Source organism: Micromonospora sp. NPDC003197 (assembly GCF_053590565.1).
Genome location: NZ_JBSFTE010000018.1, coordinates 1 through 24489, shown reverse-complemented (window position 1 = coordinate 24489; position 24489 = coordinate 1). Strand labels below are relative to the sequence as shown.

At 66.9% G+C, this 24489-nt stretch carries 17 protein-coding genes and 1 pseudogene; 6 read left to right on the top strand and 12 right to left on the bottom strand.

Annotated elements, in window-relative coordinates; translation table 11 throughout:
- Positions 1-301: 301 nt before the first annotated feature.
- Together aceB and aceA are read right to left on the bottom strand one after the other, a co-directional pair.
- The gene (gene aceB / locus ACWDV4_RS20210; protein ID WP_449981042.1) at positions 302-1927 is read right to left on the bottom strand and encodes a malate synthase A; all 1626 of its coding nucleotides are present in this window, start codon (positions 1925-1927) and stop codon (positions 302-304) included.
- Complete coding sequence (gene aceA / locus ACWDV4_RS20205) at positions 1924-3195, bottom strand: isocitrate lyase (RefSeq protein WP_449981040.1); 1272 nt, start codon at positions 3193-3195, stop codon at positions 1924-1926. Before aceA ends, aceB begins: the two co-directional genes overlap by 4 nt.
- 197 nt (positions 3196-3392) lie before the next feature.
- Between aceA and ACWDV4_RS20200 the strand changes: the two genes are divergently transcribed.
- Positions 3393-4811 (top strand): short-chain fatty acyl-CoA regulator family protein, encoded by a 1419-nt coding sequence (locus ACWDV4_RS20200; protein ID WP_449981038.1) that lies wholly within the window; start codon positions 3393-3395, stop codon positions 4809-4811.
- Positions 4812-4825: 14 nt separating this feature from the next.
- Here ACWDV4_RS20200 and ACWDV4_RS20195 read toward each other — a convergent pair whose 3' ends face one another.
- From ACWDV4_RS20195 to ACWDV4_RS20180, 4 genes are all read right to left on the bottom strand, one after another.
- Complete coding sequence (locus ACWDV4_RS20195) at positions 4826-5782, bottom strand: siderophore-interacting protein (protein ID WP_449981036.1); 957 nt, start codon at positions 5780-5782, stop codon at positions 4826-4828.
- 61 nt (positions 5783-5843) lie between these two features.
- Positions 5844-7952 (bottom strand): iron ABC transporter permease, encoded by a 2109-nt coding sequence (locus tag ACWDV4_RS20190; protein WP_449981035.1) that lies wholly within the window; start codon positions 7950-7952, stop codon positions 5844-5846.
- Complete coding sequence (locus ACWDV4_RS20185; protein ID WP_449981034.1) at positions 7949-8935, bottom strand: ABC transporter substrate-binding protein; 987 nt, start codon at positions 8933-8935, stop codon at positions 7949-7951. Before ACWDV4_RS20185 ends, ACWDV4_RS20190 begins: the two co-directional genes overlap by 4 nt.
- A gap of 32 nt (positions 8936-8967) precedes the next feature.
- On the bottom strand, positions 8968-9792 hold the full coding sequence (locus tag ACWDV4_RS20180; RefSeq protein WP_449981033.1) for an ABC transporter ATP-binding protein: 825 nt from the start codon (positions 9790-9792) through the stop codon (positions 8968-8970).
- Between the two features lie 149 nt (positions 9793-9941).
- On the opposite strand from ACWDV4_RS20180, the gene ACWDV4_RS20175 reads away from it, so the two are divergent.
- Both ACWDV4_RS20175 and ACWDV4_RS20170 read left to right on the top strand, forming a co-directional pair.
- Positions 9942-11705, top strand: a complete 1764-nt coding sequence (locus tag ACWDV4_RS20175; protein WP_449981031.1) for an ABC transporter ATP-binding protein — start codon at positions 9942-9944, stop codon at positions 11703-11705.
- Positions 11706-11731: 26 nt separating this feature from the next.
- Positions 11732-13456, top strand: a complete 1725-nt coding sequence (locus ACWDV4_RS20170; protein ID WP_449981029.1) for an ABC transporter ATP-binding protein — start codon at positions 11732-11734, stop codon at positions 13454-13456.
- 67 nt (positions 13457-13523) lie between these two features.
- Here ACWDV4_RS20170 and ACWDV4_RS20165 read toward each other — a convergent pair whose 3' ends face one another.
- From ACWDV4_RS20165 to rph, 3 genes are all read right to left on the bottom strand, one after another.
- Positions 13524-14000, bottom strand: coding sequence for a winged helix-turn-helix transcriptional regulator (locus tag ACWDV4_RS20165; protein ID WP_449981027.1), 477 nt, complete (start codon positions 13998-14000; stop codon positions 13524-13526).
- 99 nt (positions 14001-14099) lie between these two features.
- The gene (locus ACWDV4_RS20160) at positions 14100-14828 is read right to left on the bottom strand and encodes an alpha/beta fold hydrolase (RefSeq protein WP_449981025.1); all 729 of its coding nucleotides are present in this window, start codon (positions 14826-14828) and stop codon (positions 14100-14102) included.
- Positions 14829-15149: 321 nt separating this feature from the next.
- The gene (gene rph, locus ACWDV4_RS20155; protein WP_449981023.1) at positions 15150-17750 is read right to left on the bottom strand and encodes a rifamycin-inactivating phosphotransferase; all 2601 of its coding nucleotides are present in this window, start codon (positions 17748-17750) and stop codon (positions 15150-15152) included.
- A gap of 841 nt (positions 17751-18591) precedes the next feature.
- On the opposite strand from rph, the gene ACWDV4_RS20150 reads away from it, so the two are divergent.
- The gene (locus ACWDV4_RS20150) at positions 18592-19614 is read left to right on the top strand and encodes an SDR family NAD(P)-dependent oxidoreductase (protein WP_449981021.1); all 1023 of its coding nucleotides are present in this window, start codon (positions 18592-18594) and stop codon (positions 19612-19614) included.
- A 155-nt stretch (positions 19615-19769) separates the two neighbouring features.
- Here ACWDV4_RS20150 and ACWDV4_RS20145 read toward each other — a convergent pair whose 3' ends face one another.
- Positions 19770-20330 (bottom strand): hypothetical protein, encoded by a 561-nt coding sequence (locus ACWDV4_RS20145; RefSeq protein WP_449981019.1) that lies wholly within the window; start codon positions 20328-20330, stop codon positions 19770-19772.
- A gap of 229 nt (positions 20331-20559) precedes the next feature.
- On the opposite strand from ACWDV4_RS20145, the pseudogene ACWDV4_RS20140 reads away from it, so the two are divergent.
- Positions 20560-20892, top strand: a pseudogene (locus ACWDV4_RS20140) (MFS transporter); the annotation flags it as partial.
- A 67-nt stretch (positions 20893-20959) separates the two neighbouring features.
- Here the strand turns inward: ACWDV4_RS20140 and ACWDV4_RS20135 are convergent.
- Entirely contained in the window at positions 20960-21745 is a 786-nt protein-coding gene (locus ACWDV4_RS20135; RefSeq protein WP_449981017.1) for a hypothetical protein, read from the bottom strand.
- Positions 21729-22958 (bottom strand): hypothetical protein, encoded by a 1230-nt coding sequence (locus ACWDV4_RS20130; protein WP_449981015.1) that lies wholly within the window; start codon positions 22956-22958, stop codon positions 21729-21731. The genes ACWDV4_RS20135 and ACWDV4_RS20130 overlap by 17 nt, the downstream gene beginning before the upstream one ends.
- A gap of 482 nt (positions 22959-23440) precedes the next feature.
- On the opposite strand from ACWDV4_RS20130, the gene ACWDV4_RS20125 reads away from it, so the two are divergent.
- Positions 23441-24004: a hypothetical protein gene (locus ACWDV4_RS20125; protein ID WP_449981013.1), complete on the top strand. Its 564-nt coding sequence runs from the start codon at positions 23441-23443 to the stop codon at positions 24002-24004.
- Positions 24005-24489: the final 485 nt, after the last annotated feature.

Below are 24489 nucleotides of genomic sequence, written 5' to 3'. Positions count from 1 at the left end.
CACCGAGGAGAAGTTGCCGATACCCACCCAGCTGCCGTACCGGTAGACGTAGGTGTTGGTCGGAAGGTTCAGGCACTTCGCCCTGGTCCGGTAGGTGCCGGTACCCGAGGTGCACTTCCAGGCGGTGAAGTTGTTCGGGAAGGTGATTCCCGAGCCGCCCGCCGCCAGCCTTCTTCCACATCGTCGTCCTCCGTTACCCAGGATCGCGAGGCGGATGAGCTGATCAATATCCGCAAATCCGAACCTAGGGGCCCTGCCTGCTTCCCCGCATGTCCCACTTATGTGACATGTAGATCGACACTCACGCCGCCGATCGACCCTCCCGGGTCGGACCACCTCCGCCCGAGGGCCCGAGATGGTGGGCGTACGCGTCGGTGGTGAAGAACGCCGGCAGGTCCTCCCCGAGTGCGGTCCGCTCGAAGATCCGTACGGCCTGCTCGGCGCGCTCCCGGTCGGCGGCCGTAGCACCCCGGATCAGATCGCCCAACTCCTCGGCGAGGATCGACCGCACCAGTTCCTCGGTCACGCAACCACCGTCGGCCAGCGGAGTCCCGTGGTGTACCCACTGCCACACCTGGCAGCGGGCGATCTCGGCGGTCGCCGCGTCCTCCATCAGGTTCCACAGCGCCACCGCGCCGGTGCCGCCCAGCCAGGCATGGACATAGCGCAGGGCGACCGCGATGTTGGAGCGGAGCCCCACCGCCGTGACCTGGCCGGGGGTCTTGTCGACGGCGAGCAGGTCGGCGGCGCTGACCAGTACGTCGTCGCGGCGACGCGCGATCTGGTGCGGGCGGTCGCCCAGCACCTGGTCGAAGACCTCCCGGCACACCTCGACCAACCCCGGGTGGGCGACCCAGGACCCGTCGAAACCGTCGCCGGCCTCCCGCTGCTTGTCTGCCCGTACCCGGGTCAGGGCGACCTCGTTGACTTCCGGGTCGCGGCTGGGGATGAAGGCGGCCATGCCACCGATCGCGTGCGCGCCGCGCCGGTGGCAGGTCCGCACCAGCAACTCCGTGTACGCCCGCATGAACGGCACGGTCATGGTCACCGCGGACCGGTCCGGCAGCACGAAGTCGGACCACTGCCCGAAGTTCTTGATCACGCTGAAGATGTAGTCCCACCGCCCGGCGTTCAGGCCCGCCGAGTGTTCCCGCAGTTCGTAGAGGATCTCCTCCATCTCGAACGCGGCGGTGATCGTCTCGATCAGCGTGGTGGCCCGGATGGTGCCCTGCGGCAGCCCGAGGTAGTGCTGGGCGAAGACGAAGATGTCGTTCCACAGCCGGGCCTCGCGGTGGGTCTCCAGCTTCGGCAGATAGAAGTACGGCCCGAGACCGGCGTCGAGTTGCCGCTGGGCACAGTGGAACAGGTAGAGACCGAAGTCGACCAGGCTGGCCGAGATCGGCCGCCCGTCCACCACGATTCCCTTCTCCACCAGATGCCAGCCGCGCGGGCGGACCACGATCGTGGCCAGTTCGTCGCCGAGGGCGTACCGCTTGCCGCGCGGGTCGGTGAAGTCGATCCGCCGGTCCAGGGCGTCGCCCAGGTTGAGCTGGCCGCCGATGATGTTGTGCCAGGTGGGCGCGGTGGCGTCCTCGAAGTCGGCCAGCCACACCCGAGCACCCGAGTTGAGGGCGTTGACGGTCATCTTGCGGTCGGTCGGTCCGGTGATCTCGACCCGTCGGTCGACCAGGCCGGGTGCGGGTGGTGCCACCTGCCAGCTGGGGTCGGTACGGATCCGGGCGGTCTCCGGGAGGAAGTCGGGCAGTTGCCCGCTGGCGTACCGGGCGCGGCGGGCCCGCCGGGCGTCCAGCAGCGCCACCCGACGGGTGGCGAACTCGCTGTCCAGGGCGACCAGGAACGCGAGCGCGTCGGCGGTCAGGATCTCGTCGAACCGGTCCGCCATCGGGCCGATGATCTCGTACCTCATGCGAACTGCTCCTCCTCGGTGGAGCCGCGCAGGGCGGTGGTCTCAGCGGTCGGGTTGAGCACGGTGCTGATCAGGTCGAAGTAGCCGGTGCCCACCTCACGCTGGTGCTTGACGGCGGTGTAGCCGGTCGCCTCGGCGGCGAACTCCCGCTCCTGTAGCGAGACGTACGCGGACATGCCGTTGTTGGCGTACCCCTGGGCCAGGTCGAACATCGAGTAGTTCAGGGCGTGGAAGCCGGCCAGGGTGATGAACTGGAACTTGTATCCCATGTGGCCGAGTTCCCGCTGGAACTTGGCGATCGTGGCGTCGTCGAGGTGCTTACGCCAGTTGAACGACGGCGAGCAGTTGTAGGCGAGAAGCTGGTCCGGGTACTGCTCCTTGATGGCCTCGGCGAATCGGCGGGCGACCTCCAGGTCCGGGGTGCTGGTCTCCATCCAGAGCAGGTCGGCGTGCGGGGCGTAGGCCAGGCCCCGGGCGATGCACGGCTCGATGCCGTTGCGGACCCGGTAGAAGCCCTCGGCGGTCCGCTCGCCGGTGACGAACGGCTGGTCCCGCTCGTCGACGTCGGTGGTGAGCAGAGTGGCGGCCTGGGCGTCGGTACGGGCGATGACCACCGTGGGTACGCCGGCCACGTCGGCGGCCAGCCGCGCCGCCTCCAATGTACGGATGTGCTGGCCGGTGGGGATGAGCACCTTTCCACCGAGGTGGCCACACTTCTTCTCGGCGGCGAGTTGGTCCTCCCAGTGCACCCCGGCCGCCCCGGCGGCGATCATCGCGGTCATCAACTCGTACGCGTTGAGCGGCCCACCGAAGCCGGCCTCGGCGTCGGCGACGATCGGGGCCAGCCAGCCGGTGCTGTCGGGCTCCCCCTCGGCCGTGGTGATCTGGGCGGCCCGCAGCAGGGCGTTGTTGATCCGGCGGACCACGGCGGGCACCGAGTTGGCCGGGTAGAGGCTCTGGTCGGGATAGGTGTGCCCGGCGAGGTTGGCGTCCGCAGCCACCTGCCAGCCGGAGAGGTAGATGGCCCTGAGCCCGGCCCGGACCATCTGTACGGCCTGGTTGCCGGTGAGGGCACCGAGCGCGTGGATGTAGTCCTCGCTGTGCAGCATCCGCCACAGCCGGTCCGCCCCGTGTCGGGCCAGCGTGTGCTCCTCCTGGATCGCGCCACGCAGCCGTACGACGTCCTCGGCGCGGTAGCTTCGCCGTACCCCCTGCCAACGCGGGTCGGTGTTCCACTCGTTACGCAACCGCTCGACTGCGTTCTCCATCTCTTCGTACCTCCGCCGTTCGGTGGGATCGGTGCCGGTCCGCCCGTGTGTCGCTCACGGTCACATGAACCTGGCAGACCGGTCGAGGGACGGAAGAAGCCAAGTATTGAAAATTCCCCATGCCATTTTGCGAAGTTGCGAAGAGGTAGATTCACAGGACTGTTAACCGGGTCGGCTCCGGCCGACAGGACGTGGAGGTGAGGGCGATCGCCAAGACCTTCGCCGGTGCCCGGCTCCGCCGGATGCGCGAGGACCGGGCACTCAGCCAGGCGGACCTGGCCCGACACCTGAGCATCTCACCGAGCTACCTCAACCAGATCGAGCACGACACCCGCCCGCTGACCGTCGCGGTGCTCATGCGCATCACCGAACTGTTCGGCGTCGACCCGACCGTCTTCGCGCCGCACGACACCCCCCGGCTGGTCGCCGGGCTACGCGAAGCGCTCACCAGCCGGACCAGCCTCGCCGACCTCACCGAACTCGCCACCCGGCTGCCCGAGATCGCGGAAGCCGTCATCGACCTGCATCGCCGCTACCAGCAGGTGGACGAGCAGCTCGCCGAACTGGTCGGCGACCGGGACACCGTCGGCCGCAGCCCGCACGACCAGGTGACCGAGTTCTTCTACCGACGGCAGAACTACGTACCGGACCTGGACGAGGCCGCCGAAGGGCTGGCCGCGCGAATCGGGCTGCGCCGAGGCGAGGTCCGCGCCGCAATACAGGACCGGTTGGCCCAGCGGCACGGGGTACGGATCTCCCGGGACGACGCCGGCGCGCTCAGCGGTTCGCTCACCGGCGCGCTCAGCGGCGAACTGCACCGCTACCGGCCACAGACCCACACCCTGCACCTGTCCACCTCGCTGCGCCCCGGGCAGGAGGCGATGCGGATGGCAGCGCAGATCGCGCTGCTGGAATACGCCGACGTCATCGACGAAATCCTCGAAGAGGAGCAGTTCGACGACATCCAGACCCAGATCCTCACCCGGGTCGGCCTGGCGAACTACTTCGCGGCGGCGCTCATCCTGCCGTACGAGCAGTTCCTGACCGCCGCCGAAGCCCGGCGGTACGACATCGAACTGCTCACCCAGCACTTCGCCATCGGCTGGGAGACGGTCTGCCACCGGCTCAGCACGCTGCAACGGCCCCGGGCCCGTGGGGTGCCGTTCTCCTTCGTCCGGGTCGACCGGGCCGGCAACATGTCGAAGCGGCAGTCGGCCACGGGATTCCCCTTCTCCCGCACCGGCGGAACCTGCCCACTATGGAACGTCTATGAGGCGTTCAGCGCACCGGGTCGGGTGGTCACCCAGGTCGCGGCCATGCCGGACGGGCAGCGCTACCTGTGGATCGCCCGTACGATCACCCGCCACCACGGCGGCTACGGCCAGCCCGGCAAGGTCTACGCAATCGGGCTGGGCTGCGAGACCCGGCATGCCAGCCGACTGGTCTACTCCGCCGGAATGGACCTGCACGCGGTCGAGGCCGCCACGCCCATCGGCCCCGGCTGCAAGACCTGCGACCGGATGACCTGCCCACAGCGGGCCGCCCCGCCGATCAGCCGGCAACTCGACCTGGACGAGAACCGCAGCACCTTCATCCCGTACCCGTTGAAGGGCTGAACCGCCCCCGGGGTTCAACCCTCGGACCGGCCCAACCGCCAGTAGCCCATGAACGCCACCGCACTGCGGTCGAGGCCCCGGTCACCGACCAGATGCCGGCGCAGCCCACGGATGACGCCCGCCTCTCCGGCCAGCCAGGCGTAGAGCGCCGTGTCGGCCGACGAGGTGGGTACCTCCCAGAGGACCTCCTGATCCACGTCCACGTCCGGCAACGAGTCGGACTCGACGACCTGGGCCGGCGTGAGATCGACGTGACCGGTCGGCAGCACCTGGGCAGTGGGCGGAGTCCCGCCCGGCAGCATCCCGGCGGCGAGCGCGGTCACGGCCGGGGTGAGGCGGCTGCCGTACTGGTCGGCAATCCGGGGCAGCCAGGTCACGGTCATCCCCGGCGGGGCGGTGACCGGCAACTCGTCGTCCGGATGGGGGACCTCGATCACCGCGTGACCCCGGGTCTCCACCGGCAGCCGCTCCAGGATGGCGCAGATGGCCGGGGCGGCGGTCTCGTCCCCCGCGAGCAGCAGGGTGCTGCCCTGCGGCGGCTGGAACTCGAGCCCGCCGTGCACCCCCGGGTAGCCGGCGTCGGGGCCGACCAGGCCGAGCCGGTCGCCCAGCCGGGCTCGGCGGGCCCACCGGGTCGCCGGGCCGCCGTCACCGTGCAGGACCAGGTCGATGTCCACCTCCTGCTGGTGCTGGCGGACCGCCCGAACGGTGTACGTGCGGACCGGGAACCGCCGGTCATCGGGAAGCTCCCGCCACTGCTGGTACCAGTTGGGGCCGTCGGGCAGTTCGACCACGCTCTCCCCGTCCAGCGGCAGGGCCAGTTTGATCCGCTGGTCGTACCCCTTGTCGGCGAACCGGTCCAGGTCCGGCCCGGTGAAGGTCACCCGCAGGAAGGAGGGGCTGAGCTGACGCAGTGCGCGTACCTCGGCACTGAAGACACGCCATGGCGCAACGGGCAGGGTGCTGGTCATGACTGCCACTCCTCACTGGACGTCGACCGTCGGCCCGGATGCCGTACGGGCGGATGGGTTCTCATCGGGGTCCGGTCGCGGTATTGCGCGAGCGCCACAGCAGCCAGACGAAGTACGGCGTACCGATCATGGCGGTGACCAGACCGGCGGGGATCTGGGCCGGAGCGATGACCGTCCGGCCGAGGGTGTCGGCGAGGCTGACCAGTGCCGCCCCGAGCAGGATCGCGACCGGCAACACCCGGCCGTGTCGGCCCCCTACGAGGGCCCGCGCGGCGTGCGGCGCGACCAGGCCGACGAAGCCGATCACGCCAACGGCGGAGACGGCGGTCGAGGTGAGCAGGGCCGCCGCGCCCAGGGCGAGTAGCCGGGTACGTTCCAGCCGGATCCCGAGCACCCGGGGGGTGTCGTCGTCCAGGGAGAGCAGGTCGAGTTCACGGCGGAGCGCGATCACCGCCGGGATGCTGAGCAGCAGGGCGATCGCCACCGGAATCACCTGCGGCGCCGTACGACCGTAGGTGGAGCCGGAGAGCCAGGTCAGGGCCTTGCCGGTGTTCCACGGGTCGGAGGTGACGATGATGAAGGTGATGATCGCCGTACCGCCCTGCCACACCGCGAAGCCGATGAGCACCAGCCGGTCGGAGCTCAGTCCCCCGGACCGGGCCAGCCCGTAGACCAGGGCGAAGGCCACGAGCGCACCGAGCCCAGCGGCACCGGAGATGGCCAGCACCCCGGCGAGCGGGACGAAGGTGAGCAGGGAGACCGCTCCGATTCCGGCCCCGGCGGTGATGCCGAGGATGCCCGGTTCGGCCAGCGGGTTGCGACAGACCGCCTGCACGATGGTGCCGGCCACCGCGAGCGCCGCGCCGGCCAGCAGGGCTGCCGCGACCCGGGGCCATCGCTGGTCCAACACGAAGGTGTACGCCGGACCGGTGCGCCCCTGGACCCAGTTGACGATGTCACCAAAGAGGACCCAGGTGTCCCCGGCGAGCATGCCGAGTACCACGCCCCCGACGGCAACCACCGCACAGACGGTGACCACGACGAGGCGGAAGCTCCGGGATCGGATGGCGGCGTGTCCGCCCGGGGGCTGCCGGGTCGGCCCGGCGTCCCGGTGGCGGCGAGCCAGCCACACCATCAGTGCCGCACCGAACAGGCTGGTGACCACACCGGTCGGCACCTCCACGCCGGCCTGGGCGCCGAGCACGGCGCGGAGCAGGACGTCGGAGCCGAGCACGATGGCCACCCCGACGAGTCCGGACATCGGCAGGAGGATGCGGTGCCGGTGCACGCTGGGCAGCACCCGGCCGAGCAGCCGGACGATCACCGGTGCGCAGAGGCCGACGAACGCGATCGGCCCGACCAGGGTCACTGCGGCGGACGCGAGCAGGACGGCCAGGAGGGTCACGATGAGCCGGGTACGACGGACGTCCAGCCCGAGCACGGTGGCGGTGTCGTCGCCGAGGGCGAGAATGTCCAGCCGATGCCCGAGCGCCACGAGGAGTACCGCGGCAATGCCGATGACCGGGGCGAGTTGGGTGAAGGCGTTCAGGTCGCCCTGCACGAGTGAGCCGTTGCCCCAGGCGAAGAGACCGATGGTGGACTGCTCGTACAGGAGCATCAGCAGCATGGTCAGCGAGCTGAGGGCCAGCGCGGTGGCCGATCCGGCGAGGATCAGCCGGGTCGTCGCGGCCTGGCCACCGGCGGAGAGCGCCATGACCAGAGCCGCCGCGAGCAGCCCGCCGAAGAAGGCGAGCGCCCCGGAGGTGAGCACCGGCAGCGTGATCCCGAATGCCGCCACGGCGACGATGGCCAGATGTGCGCCCGCGTTGATCGCGAGCGTGTCCGGTGCGGCGAGTGGGTTGCGGGCCAGCGACTGGAGTGCGGCTCCGGCGAAGCCCAGGGCGATACCGACGGCCAACCCGGTCAACAGCCGGGGGATGCGGGCGGCGACCAGTACCCGGGCGGCCTCGTCGTCGGTGCCGGTGGCCAGGCGCAGCAGGTCGAGGGCTCCGACCGAGGAGGTGCCCTGGGTGAGGTGCACCAGGGCGATCACCACGAGCAGCACGGCGGTAAGGACGAAGGTGCCGACGACCCGGGGACGGGACAGCGGCGCGGGTGGGGCCGGCTCGGTAGCCGACCCCACCCGAGCGGAGGTGCTCAGCTGGCTCAACCCGCGTAGACCTTTACGAACTGGTCGATGTACTGCTTGCCGGAGAGGGGTCCGCCGAAGGTCCAGATGCCATTGGGCATCTTGTGCAGCTTGTTCTGCTGAACGAACGGCAGGGACTTCCAGATCGCGTTGCTCGCCAGCCCGTCGGCGAAGACGTCGGTTCCGTCCGAGGCGTTGTAGAAGAAGTGCAGATCCTGGCTCTTGAGGACGGTCAGTCCTTCGACGTCGGTCTGTCCCAGCCCCCACGCCGCGTCGGTCTCACCGGTCCAGGCGTTCTTCAGGCCGAGTGCGATGCCGAACTGGGAGGGCAGCGACCCCTGACCGAACATCCGGATCGAGACGGTGCTGCCCTGCATCCAGCCATCGGCGATGGCGAACTGGTGACCAGCGGCACCGGCGTCAGCGATCTTCTTCTTGCCATCGGCGATGGCGGTGTCGAAGTCGGCGAGGAGCTTCTGGGCTTCGGCGGTCTTGCCGGTCGCGGCGGCGATCATGTTGAGGTCGTTGCGCATCCGGCCGATGTTGTCGGTGGCGTCGCTGCTCTTGGTGACCAGCACCGGGACGTACTTCTCCAACTGGGTGACCAGCCCGGTGTCCCGTGGGTCCGCCATCACCACCAGGTCCGGCTGGAGGGCGACGATCGAGTCGACGCTTGGCTCACCCCGGGTGCCGACGTCCTTGACACTCGGGTCGAGCGGAGCGGCGGTGACCCAGGTGGCGTACCCCTTCGGGTCGGCGGCGCCAACCGGCATGACGCCGAGGCTGACCAGCATCTCGATCTCGCCCCACTCCAGGCCGACGACCTTGGTGGCGGGGGCCTTCAGGGAGATGACCTTGCCGCGGGCGTCGGTGACGGTGACCGGGCCGCCGGACGGGGACGCCGAGTTGGCGTCGCCAGCATCCGGGGTCTCGGTGGTGCCGCAGGCGCTGAGCAGCAGCGCTGCGGCGGCAGCGACCAGGGCGGTCGCACGGATACGCTTCATGGTTTCTTCTCTGTTCGTCAATGGTTGAGGGGTCAGGCGAGGGCCCGGGCCGTGTGCCGCCCGATGGGGCGGGTAGAGAGCAGCCCGGTCACCGGGTCTACGGTCACCTCGATGCGGATTCCGTACGTCTCGGTGAGAACGTCCTCGGTGAACACGTCGGCAGGCCGGCCAGCGGCCCGTACCCGCCCAGCGGACAGGAGCACCACCTCGTCGGCGACGGCGGCGGCCTGGTTGAGGTCGTGCAGGACGACTCCGACGGCGATGCCGTCGTTGTCGGCAAGTTCCCGCATCAGGTCGAGGATCTCCACCTGGTAGCGCAGGTCGAGGAAGGTGGTCGGCTCGTCGAGAAGCAGTACGGCGGTGTCCTGGGCCAGGCAGGTGGCCAGCCAGACTCGCTGCAACTCGCCACCGGAGAGTTCGCCGACGGACCGATTCGCCATGGCGGTGACGCCGGTGACGGTCATGGCCCGGTCGATGACGGCCGGCCCATCGGGGTCGTCGGCTCGCCACCGTCCCCGGTAGGGGTGCCGTCCGTACCCCACCACGTCCCGCACCGTGACCCCGCTCGGGGTGGGACGACTCTGGGCGAGCAGGGTGACTCGGCGGGCGAACTCCCGGGCGGACAAGGCACGCGCCGGGGTGCCGTCGGCGAGTAGGACCTCACCTCGATCGATCGGGTGTAGCCGGGCCAGTCCGCGCAGCAACGTCGACTTGCCGCTGCCGTTCGGCCCGATCAGTGCCGTGACCGCCCCAGCGCGCAACGTGATCGCGGCCTCTCGCACCACAGTGGCGCCGTGGTAACCGAGATGCAGATCGACACCCTGAAGGCCATCACCTTGACTATTCCTACCCTCCACGGAGGTTAGGCTAACCTAAGTGCGAGTGCCGTTGTCAAGGTGCCACCGGTCGGGAATCGGGCCACGGAATCGTCGAACCGGCTCCCGCCGTCGGACGACACCTCACGAGACGATAGGTTAGCCTCCCCTAATTTTGGAAGCGGGTGGGGATGGCACAAGCCACAGACCGGTACGTCGGCAACGAGCCCGGTCGCACACCGCTGGTGACCCCGGACAAGGGCGTGGGCGTCGCGCACCAGTCGCCCACCCGTCAACTGATCCGCGCGATGGTGCACCGCCAGCGCCGCCACACTGCCCTGGGTGCCGCCTTCTGGTCGCTGCACCAGGTGTGCGAGGCGCTCGTACCCGTGGCGATCGGCCTGGTCATCGACCATGCCGTCAGCACCGGCTCCGGCTGGGCGATGACCTGGTCGCTCCTGGGCCTCTTCGGCCTCTTCACCGCGCTCACGATGGGGTGGCGGACGGGTTACTGGTTCCTCTCCAAGGCGCTCCTGGAGGAGTCACACCTACTACGGATGCAGGTCGTCCGGCGAGTCGTCACCGGGCGGGGAATCAGAACCAACCGACAGTCCGGCGAGTTGCTCTCGATTTCCACATCGGACACCCGTGCCGCCGCCGAACTGCTCGAACTGGGCAGCCGCGTCGTCGCCGCGCTCGTCGGACTCGTCGTGTCGACCGCCGTACTACTTCGCATCGACTGGTCGCTCGGCCTGGGGCTGGTGGTCGGCATTCCGGTGCTCATCCTCGGGCTCAATGCGCTCGGCCCACTGGTCGAACGTCGTACCGCCAGGCAGCAACAGGCCCTCGGCCAGGCCGCTGCGACAGCGTCGGACCTGCTCACCGGGCTCCGGCCGCTACGCGGGTTCGGCGGGGTCGACGAAGCCAGCCGCCGCTACCACACCGCCAGCCGCATCTCGCTGCGGGCCAACATCGGCGCGGTCCGGGCCGGGGCCACCTTCGTCAGCGCGTCGAGTTTCACCGCGAGCCTGCTGATCGCCGTCGTAGCCGCCCTCTCCGGTTGGTTCGCACTACAGGAGCGGATCACGATCGGTGAACTCATCATGGTCGTCGGGCTGGCCACCTTCCTCACCGATCCGGTCCTCAACCTCGCCGACTGCGTCTTCCAGATGGCCACCTCCCGGGCCAGTGCCAAGCGGGTCGCCGAGATCCTCGCCGCTGCCGAAGGCAGCACCTCCGGCAGCCAGACCGCCCTCCCGGGAGCGATCCGCCTCGACCAGGTCCACGCGCCGGGCCTCGCCGACGTCGACCTCACCATCGAACCTGGCGAGTTGCTCGGCATCGTCACCACCGAGATCGCCGCCGCCGATGCCGTCAGCGAACTGCTCGCCGGCACCCGCCGGCCCGAACGTGGCGAGGTGACACTGGCCGGGACCTCCATGTCCGAGCTCGACGTGGCCTCGCTGCGACGGGTCGTGCTCGTCGCGCCGCACACGGTCGACCTGTTCGGGTCCACCCTGCGCGAGGCACTACACACCGACGACGGCCAGGACGAATCCGCCATGGGCACGGCGATGGTGGCCGCGGCCATAGGTGAACTACACGGGGACGACGGTGGCGGGCTCGACCGTGAACTGCTCGACCACGGCCTCAACCTCTCCGGCGGCCAACGACAGCGGGTCGCCCTGGCCCGAGCGCTGCTCGCCGACCGGCCCGTGACGGTCCTACGCGATCCGACGACCGCCGTCGACGCGGTCACCGAACACAGCATCGCCGAGGGCCTACGCACCCACCGGGCCGGCGACACCCGCACCACCGTCCTGGTCACCACCAGCGCCCCGCTACTGGCCCGCTGCGACCGCGTCGTGTTCCTGCACGACAGCCGGATCGCGGGCATTGGACGGCACCGAGAACTACTCGAAGATCCCGCCTACGCCGAAGTGGTACTCCGTTGAGCAAGGCAGCCGCCACCCTCCTGCCCGTGGCAACCGGACGGGCCACCGCCACGATTTTCGGCCGGAAGCTACGGCGCTACCCCGTACTCGCCTCGACGTCGATCCTGGCCGCGACCGGAGCGAGCGCGGCGGGAGCCGCCGTACCGATCCTGCTCGGCCGGCTGGTCGACCTGGTCGCCGCCGGCGGCACCCTCGGATCGCTGCTCACCGTGGCAGCCTGGGTCCTCGCCTGCGGCCTCGCCGCCGCGCTGCTCGTCGGAGCGGCCCGCTGGCTCGTCGCCGAATGGATCACGCGTGCCTGTGCCGACCTTCGCGAGGAGGTGCTCGGCAACGCCCTCCGGATGGACGCCGCCCGGCTGGAGGCCGCCGGAGTGGGCGACGTCGCCTCCCGGGTCACCAACGACGTCGAGCAGGTCACCGCCATGGCCCGGCCCGCCGCCGACGTCTTCGCCGCCCTGGTCACCGTCGTCATCACCTTCGCCGGCTTCGCGACCCTCGACTGGCGCATCGCGCTCGCGTTCCTGATCGTCTTCCCGGTGTACGTCATCAGCCTGCGCCGGTTCCTGCCACAGGCACAGCGCCGCTACGCCGCCGAACGACGCGCCGTCGCAGTCCAGTCCCAGAGCCTGCTCACCACCTTCGGCGGCACCCGGACGGTCCACGCGTACGGCATGGAGGACCGGCAGAGCCTGCGGGTCGAACGCGCCTCCCGGGGCGCGGTCGACGCTCAACTGGGAGCGGTACGCGGGTTCCTCTGGTTCGCCAACATGATGAACTACGCCGAGGCGCTCGGGCTCGCCGCGGTGCTCCTCGCCGGCTTCCTGCTGGTACGCGGTGACGTCAGCACCGTGGGCGACGTCACCGCCGCTGCCCTGCTCTTCCACCGCCTCTTCGGCCCGCTCGGGCTGCTACTGATCACGTTCAACGACATCCAGTCCGCCGGGGCCGCGCTCGCCCGGCTCGTCGGCATCGCCAACCTCCCGGTGCCGATGGCGGGGACAGCAGATCCATCCGTACAGCGGCGCTCGGTCGGCGTCGTCGCCACCGCTGTACGGCACCACTACCTCGACGGGCCGGTCGTGCTGCACGACGTGTCGGTCGAGGTCGCACCCGGGCAGTCCCTGGCCATCGTCGGCGAGAGTGGAGCCGGCAAGACGACCCTCGCGGCCATCATCGGCGGCGTCTTCCCCGCCAGCAGTGGCCAGGTACGACTGGGCGACCGGCCGATCGACGAGTTGGCGCCGAACGAGCTACGGCGACTGGTCGGGGTCGTCACCCAGGAGGTGCACGTCTTCGCCGGCACGCTCGCCGACGACCTTCGGTTGGCCGCCCCGGACGCGTCCGACGAGGACCTGCACACTGCCCTGGAACTCGTCGGTGCCGACCAGTGGGTCGCCGCCCTGCCTGACGGGCTGCGTACCCGGGTCGGTGACGGCGAACACCCGCTCACCGCAGGGCAGGCTCAACAACTGGCACTGGCCCGGATTGCGCTGGTCGACCCACCGGTCGTCATTCTCGACGAGGCGACCGCCGAAGCGGGTAGTGCGGGAGCGCGACAGCTCGAACGCGCCAGCGCGGCGCTGCTGCACGGACGTACGGCCATCGTGGTGGCACACCGACTGACCCAGGCCCAGGCCTGTGATCGGATAGCCGTCATGGACCACGGGCGGATCGTCGAGCTTGGCACCCCCGACGAACTCATCGCTCAGGGCGGCACCTACGCCCGCCTGTGGGCAGCATGGCACCGCTGACCGATACGAGATGTCCGCACCGCCCCGCCAACCCCGCAGCGAACGGTTTCACCACGCTGTGCGCCCGCTATGCGCTGATCAGGCCGGGACCTGCCTGGACTTCGAGTTCTTCCGGCGCGACTTCGTGGCCCTTGCCGCACGATAGTCGCGGACGGACTTCTGCTCCGCAGCCTCGGTGGACCGATCGTACGGGTGGTCCATCGGCGTCGGCCGCCCAAGTGTCGCCCCACTCCCGCAAGGCGATGATCACCGGAAGCAGGTCCCGGCCTTTCTTGGTCAGCTGGTATTCGTACCTCGTTCGTTGGCCGGGTTCCTGATAGGGCACACGGTCCAGTACGCCGACTGCGGTGAGTTCCTTCAGTCGTGCGGCGACCGCAGGTTCGCCGACGCCCACGCGACGCGCGAATTCATCGAATCGGCGGGCGCCGAAGAATGCCTCACGAAGCACGAGCATCGCCGAGCGCGTGCCAATGATCTCGAACGCCCGCACGATCGAACAGTTCTCCATCGACCAGGCGTCCCGATCCCCCAGCAGGTCTTTCATCGGTCGAATGTACCTGCCTGGCGCACGTCGAGATCTGCCTGTCGGTCCAGCCCAGGGCTCGGCATCGGCAAGTCGCGCCGGGTTCGCCGATTCGGGTTGTCAGCGCAGGAATGCCAGCACTTCTCGGCCAAAATCCTCGGCGTGCTGGAACAGGAAGCCATGCCCAGCGTCACCATAGATCACAAGCTTCGTGTCAGGCAGTTTCTGCGACATCGCCCAACTCCCCCAGGCGTCGATCATCACGTCGTGCGCACCGTTGGCGATCAGGACGGGCTGCGTGAGTTCCTCAATGCGGTGCCAGTACCCGCCGAAGGTGGCTGCGGCCTGCATCTGCGCGGCGAGTGCCTGCGGGCTCAGGCTTGTTCCAGACTCAGCCAGCCGGACATCCAGGCGGCGTAGCGATTCCAGCCCGGCCCGCCGGCCGGATTCGTCGTCAGGAAAGAACAGATAGAGGAGGTCCTCATCCACGTTTTCGGGCTTGGTGGCGATCTGCCATGTCTGGGGACTCATCCGAGGCATGTCCGGCACAGCGCCGCCGGGCGCACTCCCGGCGATGACGAGGCGCCGGACCAGCTTCGGCTGCTGCAACGCGACGCCCTGGGAGACGTACCCGCCAAGAGACCAGCCCAGCAGGTCGACCTCAACGAGGTCGAGCGCGTCGAGGAAGTCGATGACGCCGTCCGCCAGACCGTCCACAGAGCTGGCCGGCGTCCCGGAGGAACGGCCGAGGCCTCGGTTGTCGAAGACGATGACATCGCGCTCGGCGGCCAGCACGTCCAACAGCGCCGGATCCCAGTAGTCCATGGTGCCGCGGAAGCGCAGCACCATGACCAGCGGAACTCCCCCGGCTGGACCCAACCTGCGGTACGCGTACGTGGCGCTGCCAGTGGTGACGTACTGCGTTTCGACCTTGTCGGCTGCGTAGGTCGTACTCATGCATGTGTCCTTTCAGCGGTACTCAGGTACAGCAAGCAACAGCGCCTCCGGAAGGCACCGGGAACAGAGCGGGTAGGTATGCACCTCACCACCAGCTGACTTCGGTTTACACAAGTTAGCATCTTGTGCACAGAAGCCGCAGCCAGGTGGTACTACCCAGGCTTCATTTCCGAGTACGACCCTCAGCTCGAGCGGCGCGGAGTCCGCCGGCGGTCAGGGCAGGATCTCGACGTACCCGAGGGTTCCGTGCACGCGAATCCGCTGACCATCGCGGATCAGCCGGGTGGCGTCCACGACACCGACGACGGCCGGCAAGCCGTACTCCCGTGCTATCACCGCGCCGTGCGTCATCAATCCGCCGACCTCCGTCACCAGTCCTGCGATGGCGACGAACAGGGGCGTCCAACTGGGGTCCGTGTAGGTCGTGACGAGGATGTCGCCCGGTTCGAGATCGGCCTGCGTCACGTCCAGGATGACGCGGCCCCGCCCTTCGACGGTCCCGGCTGAAACCGGTAGGCCGATCAGCGCCCCGGCTGGCACGTCGTCGCGTCGGTACGCCCCGGCGACGACCTCGCCATCCGATGTGAGCACCCGTGGCGGCGTGAGCGCCTGATACGACCTGAACTCAGCCTTACGTCGGCGGATGAGCTGATCATCGACGTGGTGCGTGCGCAGGACATCCTGGAGCTCCTGAAACCTGAGGTAGAAGATGTCTTCCTTGGCGCGGATCACCTGGGCTTCCACGAGGCGTTCGGCCTCTACCAGCAAAGCCTGCTTGTAGATGAAGTAGCGGCTGACCATGCCGTACTTCGGGTACTCCCGGTACCCGACAAGATTCCGGGCTCGATCGACCATACGCTTGGTCTCTTCGGCCTTCCGCTCTCCGTCCGGCAAGGCACGCAGGCGCTCCAGCAGTTCCTGTTCCTTCTTCCACGCCTCCTGCCGGCCTTGCTCGAAGCGCCGCTCGCTGGCCCCCGGCTCGAAGTTCTTGACGTTGCCAAGGATCATGGGCACGAGCGTGGCAGGGTGTTCGCTCCACCGCGGCCGGCTGACATCGATCTCGCCGACACAACGCATGCCGTACTTGTCGAGCCAGGCCTCGATGGCCCTACGCGCTTCCCGGCCGCCCGCGACTTCCTCCATCTCGTCCAGGAAGCCGTCGTCATCCACCCGTTGCAGGAACGCCACCAGATCCGGGTGCGGGCGGATCGCGTCCGCGACATCCAGCAGCGCCAGCCCCATCTCCGACGTGACGTTGTGAGGGACGGACTGGATGAGCGTGTCGGCCACGTTCTTCTCGCCCAGCCACGCCTGTAGTTGATCGTTGAGCCACGAGGTGGCCGCCATTCCCGCCATGATGACCTGAGTGCCCTGCGGATCGAAGAGCAGCCGCTTCAGCTCCTGGATATCCGCCAGGATGAAATCGAGAAGCGCCGGTCCGGACTTCGTCCGGATGTCATGGTTCAAGGCGGCGATGGAGTTCTCGGTGCGCGCGACCAGCTGGGCGACGATGGCCGGATCAGTCTCGATGGTGGGGGTCGTCGTGTCGCCGGTCGGCGGCACACCGGTCCCCTGGTCCGGCAGCGAGGGGACGAAGTCGCCGCGGTCGATGATGGTCCGCAACGCGTCCCCGATCAGTGGATCGGATTTTCCCAGGCCCTCCAAAAGACCCGCACGGCTCGCCGGCGACGCCAGCCCCCGGGTGACGTCGACGAACAGCCTCCCGGCGGCCTCGGACATCGGCGCGGGGGTCGTCAGCAGCCACAGGGAGAGCCCCAGGGGCTTCATGGGGTCGGTCATCATCTGCTGATGACCGACGGAGACGTAGACGTGGTTGTCCGCGTCGCCGGCCGCGGGGATGGGGAACAGCGTGGTGATCGGCCGACTCTGGACGATCTGGAAGTCATCGTCGACCAGACACCATTCGATGTCCTGAGGGTGCTCGAAGTGCGCCTCGATCCGCCGGCCGAGCTGCACGAGCCGCACGACCTGCGCGTCCGTCAGCGCAGGCTGCTCCTGCCGTTGCGGGTCGATCGTCATTACCTGCGTCCCACCAGCTGGCGAGGCGTACACCGCACGCTGCTTGGCGACGATCGCCTTGGCGACGATCTCGCCGTCACGCACCTTGAACACGTCCGCATTCACCAGGCCGGAGACCAGGGCCTCGCCGAGGCCGAAGCCGGCTTCCACGGAGGCGACCCTCCGGTTTGACGTGACCGGGTCGGCCGTGAAGAGGATGCCAGCCGCCTGGGAGAAGGCCATCTGCTGTACGACCACAGCCATGTGGACCTTGCGATGGTCGATACCGTTGCGCTGGCGGTAGATCACGGCTCGCTCGGTGAAGAGCGAGGCCCAGCACCGGCTGACGTGCCGGAGGATCGCGGACGGACCCACGACGTTCAGGTAGGTATCCTGCTGGCCCGCGAAAGAGGCCGTCGGCAGGTCCTCTGCCGTCGCGCTGGATCGGACAGCGTACGCGGCCTGTTCGCCGAGCTCGGCCAAAGCGCCGGTGATCGCCGTCGCGAGATCGGCAGGGATGGTGATCCCTTCGATGGTCTGGCGGATCTGCGCGCTGAGCCTGCGGATCGCCTCTCCGTCGTCGAACTCAAGGCACGACAACTGATCGAGCTGATCGTTGATCGACGACGCTTCCGCCATGATCCGCCGGAAGGCGTCCGTCGTCACGCAGAAGCCAGCCGGCACGTGGACACCTTCGATCCGCGACAGCCCGCCCAGGTGCGCGCCCTTGCCGCCGGCGACCGCCACCTGCGTCTGGTCAACCTCTTGCAGGCCCAATACATACCGCTCGATCACTGCGACACCTCCGGGACAGCCGAGCGTCGTTGCACCGCAGCAGCCGGTCGAATCACCGGCGTCTCGCCCTCTGTCGAAGCTCTTGTTGTGCATGTACCCATCGCGTTGCCTTCCTCTGGCGAGTCGACCGGTCGGCCAATGACGAAACATCGAAAGCACATTTCCGCAGTTTGCGACCTCGGCCGACGATTCTGCGGTATGACTGGGGTCTTGCCGCAAGTCCCCCAGTCCGCTATATGTTGAAGGTGGCAAGGAGCGTTGCCGGTGCCGCGCATCTCATCCGCCCATCTCATCCGCGCAGTTCGCGGCTGCTGCAACCGCAACGACAGCGGACCAAACAACGGCCCGCACTCGGCGTACCGATCAACAAGTACGAACACGCCTCGCAAAAGACCAGCTCAACGCAGATGACTGGGTCACCCGAACGACCACGGCCACAAGCTGCTTGACCGACCACCGCAGGTCGACAAGCCCGTGGTCGTCATGCTTTCTCGTTCCTCTCGCTCTGGGGCTTCATGGCGGCTGGTTCCTTGACGGGGACGGGCAGCCCCATCCGGTATCACCATCGATCACCTGCAGGTATTCCAATGCGGGGTTCTCGCGGTTACCAGAGCACAGCTGGTCGGCAACGGTATTGGAACGGGAATAGGTTACGTACGGCTCGCCGCACTACTCGGACTGACACTCGGCACCATCGGCTGAACCACTGTGCTCGTTGACGCACTGTTGCGCTATCTTCTGGCTCCCCCAAACGCATTTACAGCTACTATCAGAACCGCCACCGGCACAGGCCCACCGTTACGACAACCGGTCATATCCGCCCTCGGGAAGGGAACATGAGATGGCCAACGCGCCGAAGCCACTGACCGGCAGCAACACAATTGGTGAATGGCTGGAGCACCCGGAGGGCGGCCCGGTCCTGCGCGAGTTGCTCGGCCAGAGCGGATTCGAGGAAAGCGTGCTTGCCCCCGTACGTCAGCTGCCACTGCAGCAGCTGGTCGCGCTCAGCCAGGGCAAGATGCCGCAGAGCGCGATCGACGCGCTGGTGGTGCGGGTCAACGGCGGCACCATGCCGGACGTCGTGGAGGAGGGCGACGGTCGATGGCGCGAGCGGATCGTACCCGGCCGTTTCGATGGCCGGACCATCGTCGTGACCGGCGCCGCCTCCGGCATCGGCCGGGCCACTACATCGCGCATCGCCCGTGAGGGCGGGCGAGTGGTGGCCGTCGACATCACCGGTGACCGGCTTACCGAGCTCGTCGCCGAATTCGGCGATGAAGCTGTGGTGGCGGTGGCCGCGGACATCACGAAGCCGGCAGACGTCGAGCGGATCGTCGTCGCGGCCGGCGACCGAGTCGACGGCCTGGCCAACATCGCCGGGGTCGTGGACGACTTCTCACCGATCCATGAGGTCACCGACGCCATGTGGCAGCGGGTCTTCGCAGTCAACGTCGATGGGATGTTTCGACTCACCCGTGCAGTGGTTCCGGTGATGCTGGCCGCCGGCCGTGGCTCGATCGTCAACGTCGCCTCCGAGGCCGCACTGCGCGGCAACGCCGCCGGGGTTGCGTACACCGCGTCCAAACACGCCGTCCTGGGCATCACGCGCAACACCGCCTTCATGTACGGGTCACAGGGGATCCGGGTCAACGCCGTCGCACCCGGCGGTGTCGCCACCGGCATGGCGCAGAGCGCCCACGCGTCGCAGTTTGGCCAGCGTCGCACCGGTCCTTTCCTCCAACAGATCCCACCGATCGCCACGGCCGAACATCTCGCCGCGTCGATCACGTTCCTGCTCAGCGACGACGGCGTGAACATCAACGGGGCCGTACTGCCGTCCGACGGTGGCTGGTCGGTGCAGTGACTGTGGCTCAGCCGGTCGGCGTTACGGGGCTGCTGTCCTGACGGAAAAGACCGTCGGGTGGCGAGGTCGAGGTCCTTGCGTTGTGGCATGCGGTTGGGGTGCTGCGGCTGGCTTGCGAGAACCCGCAGTGGGGCCCCCGCAGAAGCCAGGACGGCTCATGGTGAAGGTTCGTTCAACAGATCCATCCCCATGGAGTGCGCCACGCAGAGCGGGATGTTCGGATAGTGGTCCCTGAGGACGGTGCCGTGGCGGTCCGGATCTTCGACACCGACCTCGACGCAAGTGCCGCCGGGCCGTCTCCCGATTGTGTGCAGCGGGATGTCCCTGCGCTGCCAGTAGGTGTAGTCGCTGTGGAGGGTTGCCTGCCAGGCGTAGAGCTGAGCCTCGCTGTATTGCGCATCCCGGAGTGTCACCCGACCGGAGATCACCGCTTGGACTGCCCGGTCAAAGGCTGGGTTGGGGAGTCGGTACACGATGATTCGATCACCGTACAAGTCGATCTCAACTCCGGCGAACACGTCCCGGTACTTCCGTTCACCGAGTTTCTGCACGATCTGGGCATGGTTGTTGAGCGTTGACTGGTTCGGCCAATCCGACCGGTTCGGGTCAGGTGTGCTGAAGACGGGTGCGGGTGCTGCTACCGGCGGGGCTTGCCCGCACCCGACTACGACCGCGAACAGCGGCACCAGCACGGCCAAGGGGCTGGGTGTTCTCACCGTTACCTCCATGGATGCCAGTTCCAGCGTTGGGACTCAGTGACTAGAAGGGCAAGCCTTCCGGATGGTTCCGGTTCGACCATCAAGCGGCTACCCGGCAGGGGAATGCTGGCAGAATCTCCGTAGCTGACTGATGCCGATCCTGGTCACCTCAGGCCAGGCCCGGCGGTAAGCCGCACCTGCTGGCTCCGCCGAATGCGTTTCGGGTCAAGACAGACCGGGTCGGCGCATTGTGCCGCTGGCTGGGGAACCACGGCCACTGGTGCTCGCATTGCTGTTCGCCGCCGAGTTCGTCTCCGCGCTGGGCGTCATGGTCCTCGACATCGCGGCCGGATCGGTGCAAATCGCGGCTACGCCGGAGACGATGCTCGCCGTGGTCTCCGGTTTCAAACGCACCGTCAACTACGGCATCCGGCCGGTCGGTGCCCTGATCGGCGGGGTACTCGGCACTGTGATCGGGGTACGTTCCGCTCTCTGGATCGCCAGCCTCGGTGCCCTGCTCGGGGTGTTCTGGGTCGTCTTCTCTCCGCTGAGCACCATGCACAAGCTGCCCGAGGAGTGATGTGCCGCCGCGACCCTGTGATTTCTCGGCAAGGATGCACACGAACAAGCCGATCTGACGCCAGAGGCTAATCCTCAATAGGTTCGGGCGGCATCAGATCGCTCTCGCTGATGGTGTACGTCAGCAGAGGATAGGTGAAGTCCGTCTCATTGTTCTCACGGCGCCGCAGTTGGTAGAACTCGCGCCTCTGTTCGTCGTCGGCCAGCGTAAGGCGCCTACCATCCGGGAAGTATGCATGTCCGTCACTGAATCGCACAAAGGTCTTTGACGTTCGAAAGGTGATACCCAGCCACCGATTCTCGGTTGTTCGAGCAGATGCATCCAATACGATCTTGTGCCTAAGTCGCCGATTAACATCAACAGAGAACACGACGACACTATTGTGTACCAATGGGATCTCGAACTTATTGCCACCACTCTCCTTCGATTCGACGATCAGCTTCCTCGGCGGGTTCACCAGCTCGGGACGTTCGTAGCAGGAGAAGACAGCAACAAACGACTCATCCGCGAGATCGAGCGCCTGGTCGGAATGGCTACCCATAGTCGCATAAGAATTCGCATAGCTCTCGATAAGAGCGTTGTTGAAGCCAGCAGGAAGCGCCATACGTTCTTTAATCTGCTGCGCCAGCCGCTCGTGCACCGCCCGGAAACGTTGCGCCGGAGTACCGTATCGAGTGGTGGTACGTACGAGAGGAATGCCACTCGCCTCGTCAGCCTTGACAAGCACAGCCCCCTGCCTACCTTTTCCCACATCTTCAAATCGAGCCGATGCGAACAGCTCCTCAAAAAGATTTCCCTCAGCGAGCAGAGCGTACGAGCGAATCTCATCCGAGATTTCATATTTGGGGGGCAATGTAGTCTCCTGTGTTCATACTGAAGAGAAACTTGTCGCCATAGTCAATAAAGGCTTGACTCTTGTTCTCCTCGGCGTACAACTTGCGCAGCTCGTTCATGCCCTCGGGTGTGGGTGGTTCCAGCTGCACCGGATCTCCATCTGCCTTGAGGAACGTGTGGCCGTTCTTGTGAACAGCTTCGGCGCTCGAACAGCGAACCACGTACCCCAAGCGCGTCGGGAGCAGCTCGGCGTCCAACGTCGAGGGCCGTATCTCGTGCGTGTAGAGGCGGTTAGTGGACAGCGGCATGAAAAACACGGAGTTGGGATACAGAGTCAGAGTGAACTGCGAAGGGAACTGGTGCCCGGCGCGTTTTTCGGCTGGCTCCTTGAGACGAAAACGGAGCTTGGTCAGACCGCTGACACCATTTAAACCGTAATCGAAGGCGTCTTCGGTCAAGGGGCGCAGCTTATCGAGTTGACCATAGAAGGTGCAGAAGGCCATGATGCCGTTGACGGGCATGTCCTTGGTCTTGTCGGCGTGGGCCGAGATCTTGGCCTTGGACTGCTTGCGCTCAGCGGTGGTGGGGGTGTTGTGGTAGATCTGCGCAAGGACGTGATTCAGCGACGCTTGGTTTCGAAATACAAAGGCGGCCTCGCGGTTCAGGGCATCGACGATACCCGTGTCGGTCGCGCGAAAGTTCTCGGTCGGTCCCGAGAGGTTGGTGGAACACCGGAGCAGGCGGAAATGTAGTTCGCCGCTGTCCCGCGTGACGGGGGTCAGATAAATTCCGGTGCGATGGGCCGTCCCAGGCTTGGTGGACTCTGTGAGGGACTGGAACGAGTGCTCTGCACAGATCCGGTTGAAATAATCGGAACTGGGGTCGAAAAAGCGCCGGTAGTACACGCCGACACCGGGTACGCGGATGGGGACTTGGCCGAGGCCTACGAGGGGCCAAGGCTTGCCATCATCCTCGTTGTAGCCGTGCGAGAACTCCCGGATAACGAATACCCGTTCAGCCGTATCGAGCTTGTGGCCGCTGATGCTAGATATGTCGCCGCACAGATAGACGGTTTTCTGAGCAAGGTCGAGCGAACCAGAAGAAAGGTCGTCCAGAGTGATTACCGGCCCACAGAAGTCACTGGCCAAGCCATTACCTTGCAACTCCGATGGCGCGACCAGGATGTTGCCCGCATCCTCGATGTGAGCTTCTGTTCGTTCTACTGTATGCATTAATCCGTACCTGCCATTCGAGTTTGCGACACGAACTCGCACAGAACTACCTAGAGGCCGGCAGCCCACTACAGTCCGTTCGACCCACTCGGTGCCCTGCACGGCTTCAGACCCTTTTCTCCCTACTTTTACTTTTCTCCCACCTTCCATGGATCTCGTTTTCCATGCACTCCATGTACTTCCACGCGGGGAGAATATGAGAGGACGTCCTTCAGCTGACCAGCCCCTGGATCTGGCCCCAGTACCCGGAGGGTAGGCGCCGACCCGATCAGCGTTTCCACCACTGTACAAGGTGGACTGTAGGCAGTATTCCAGACAAAACCGTCGTGTGGTGCCAGCAGGTGAACCGCCGCGACAGTAGGGTTATCCGAACCTTGGCCGAGCATGACGCGAGACGGCCGGCACACACTCGTCCGCCGCTGTCCTGGGCGGTTGCTTTCTGGACAGATTTCGTCCTTGCCTAGCTCGGCCACACTGGCGGGGTGAGTTCTAGAAAAGCGATTCAGCTCACGGCGCTGACCATCTGCATCCTGCAGGCCGGCGTGATCGGCCTGAGGCTGGCCTGGGAGAGTGCGACCGTTGACCCACCTTCACCACGCCCGGTGTGTCAGCTCATCCGACCTGAACTGTTCGACCTTTTCGTGCCTCAACGCGGGCCGCTGCATGCCAAGGGCGAGGAGGGAAGCCGCCCCGGTACCCGCTCGAACACCTGCTCAGCGGAGAGCACGTCCACTGTGAATGGCGTACGAGCCTCGCTGTGGGTCGCTTTGGTTCGCTACGGCCGGCACGACGGCCAAGGCCCGCAGTGCATCAAGCGTGACACCGCACTGTTGACACCCCTCAACCGCACCACATACCGCATTCCACTCGGCGACGCCGCTGTCTACTTTTTCGCGGGTGACCCCGGCACAGGCCGGATCATTCACCTCACCGCCTGTCTTGGCACCTATCTCGTCTACGTCAGGTACGAGGCGGTCGGTGTCACCGACACCGCTATCGCCGAGTCGGCCGCTACCGTCGGGCAGGAGGTGCTGTCGTGGCTGTGAGCTGGCCTCAGTGGACGGCGCTCAAGGACGGGTTGCCGCCCAGCGCTCCCGTCAATCGCCGGCTACTTCTGCGGCAATGGACATTCAGTTTGGCGTTCCTGTCACTCCTCATCGCCACGGGGTTCCTCAGCTGGCACCTTGGCCGGCTCGTCGCACCCATCATCGTGCGATGGCAGATCGAAATGATCGATTCGACGAACCAAGCCCCTCCGCTGCCCCAACTGCCGACATCACCATTCGCGCGATGACCTGCGGCGGGCTTTGTGAGAATCGTCCGTGCCGGCCGACTTCACACCGGACCACAGCAGCAGCTCCGGCATGAGCCATGGATCAAAAGGTTAAAACCGGTCACCACCTCCCGCAATCCGGCATAGACCTTTCCGACCGCAAGTTAACCTCGGCCCTTCGTTAAGGGCTGTCCAAGGAGTGGACCGGAAACGAAGAAGTGCCTTCTGATCAGGGAAAATAGGGCTTGTCGAGAGTCC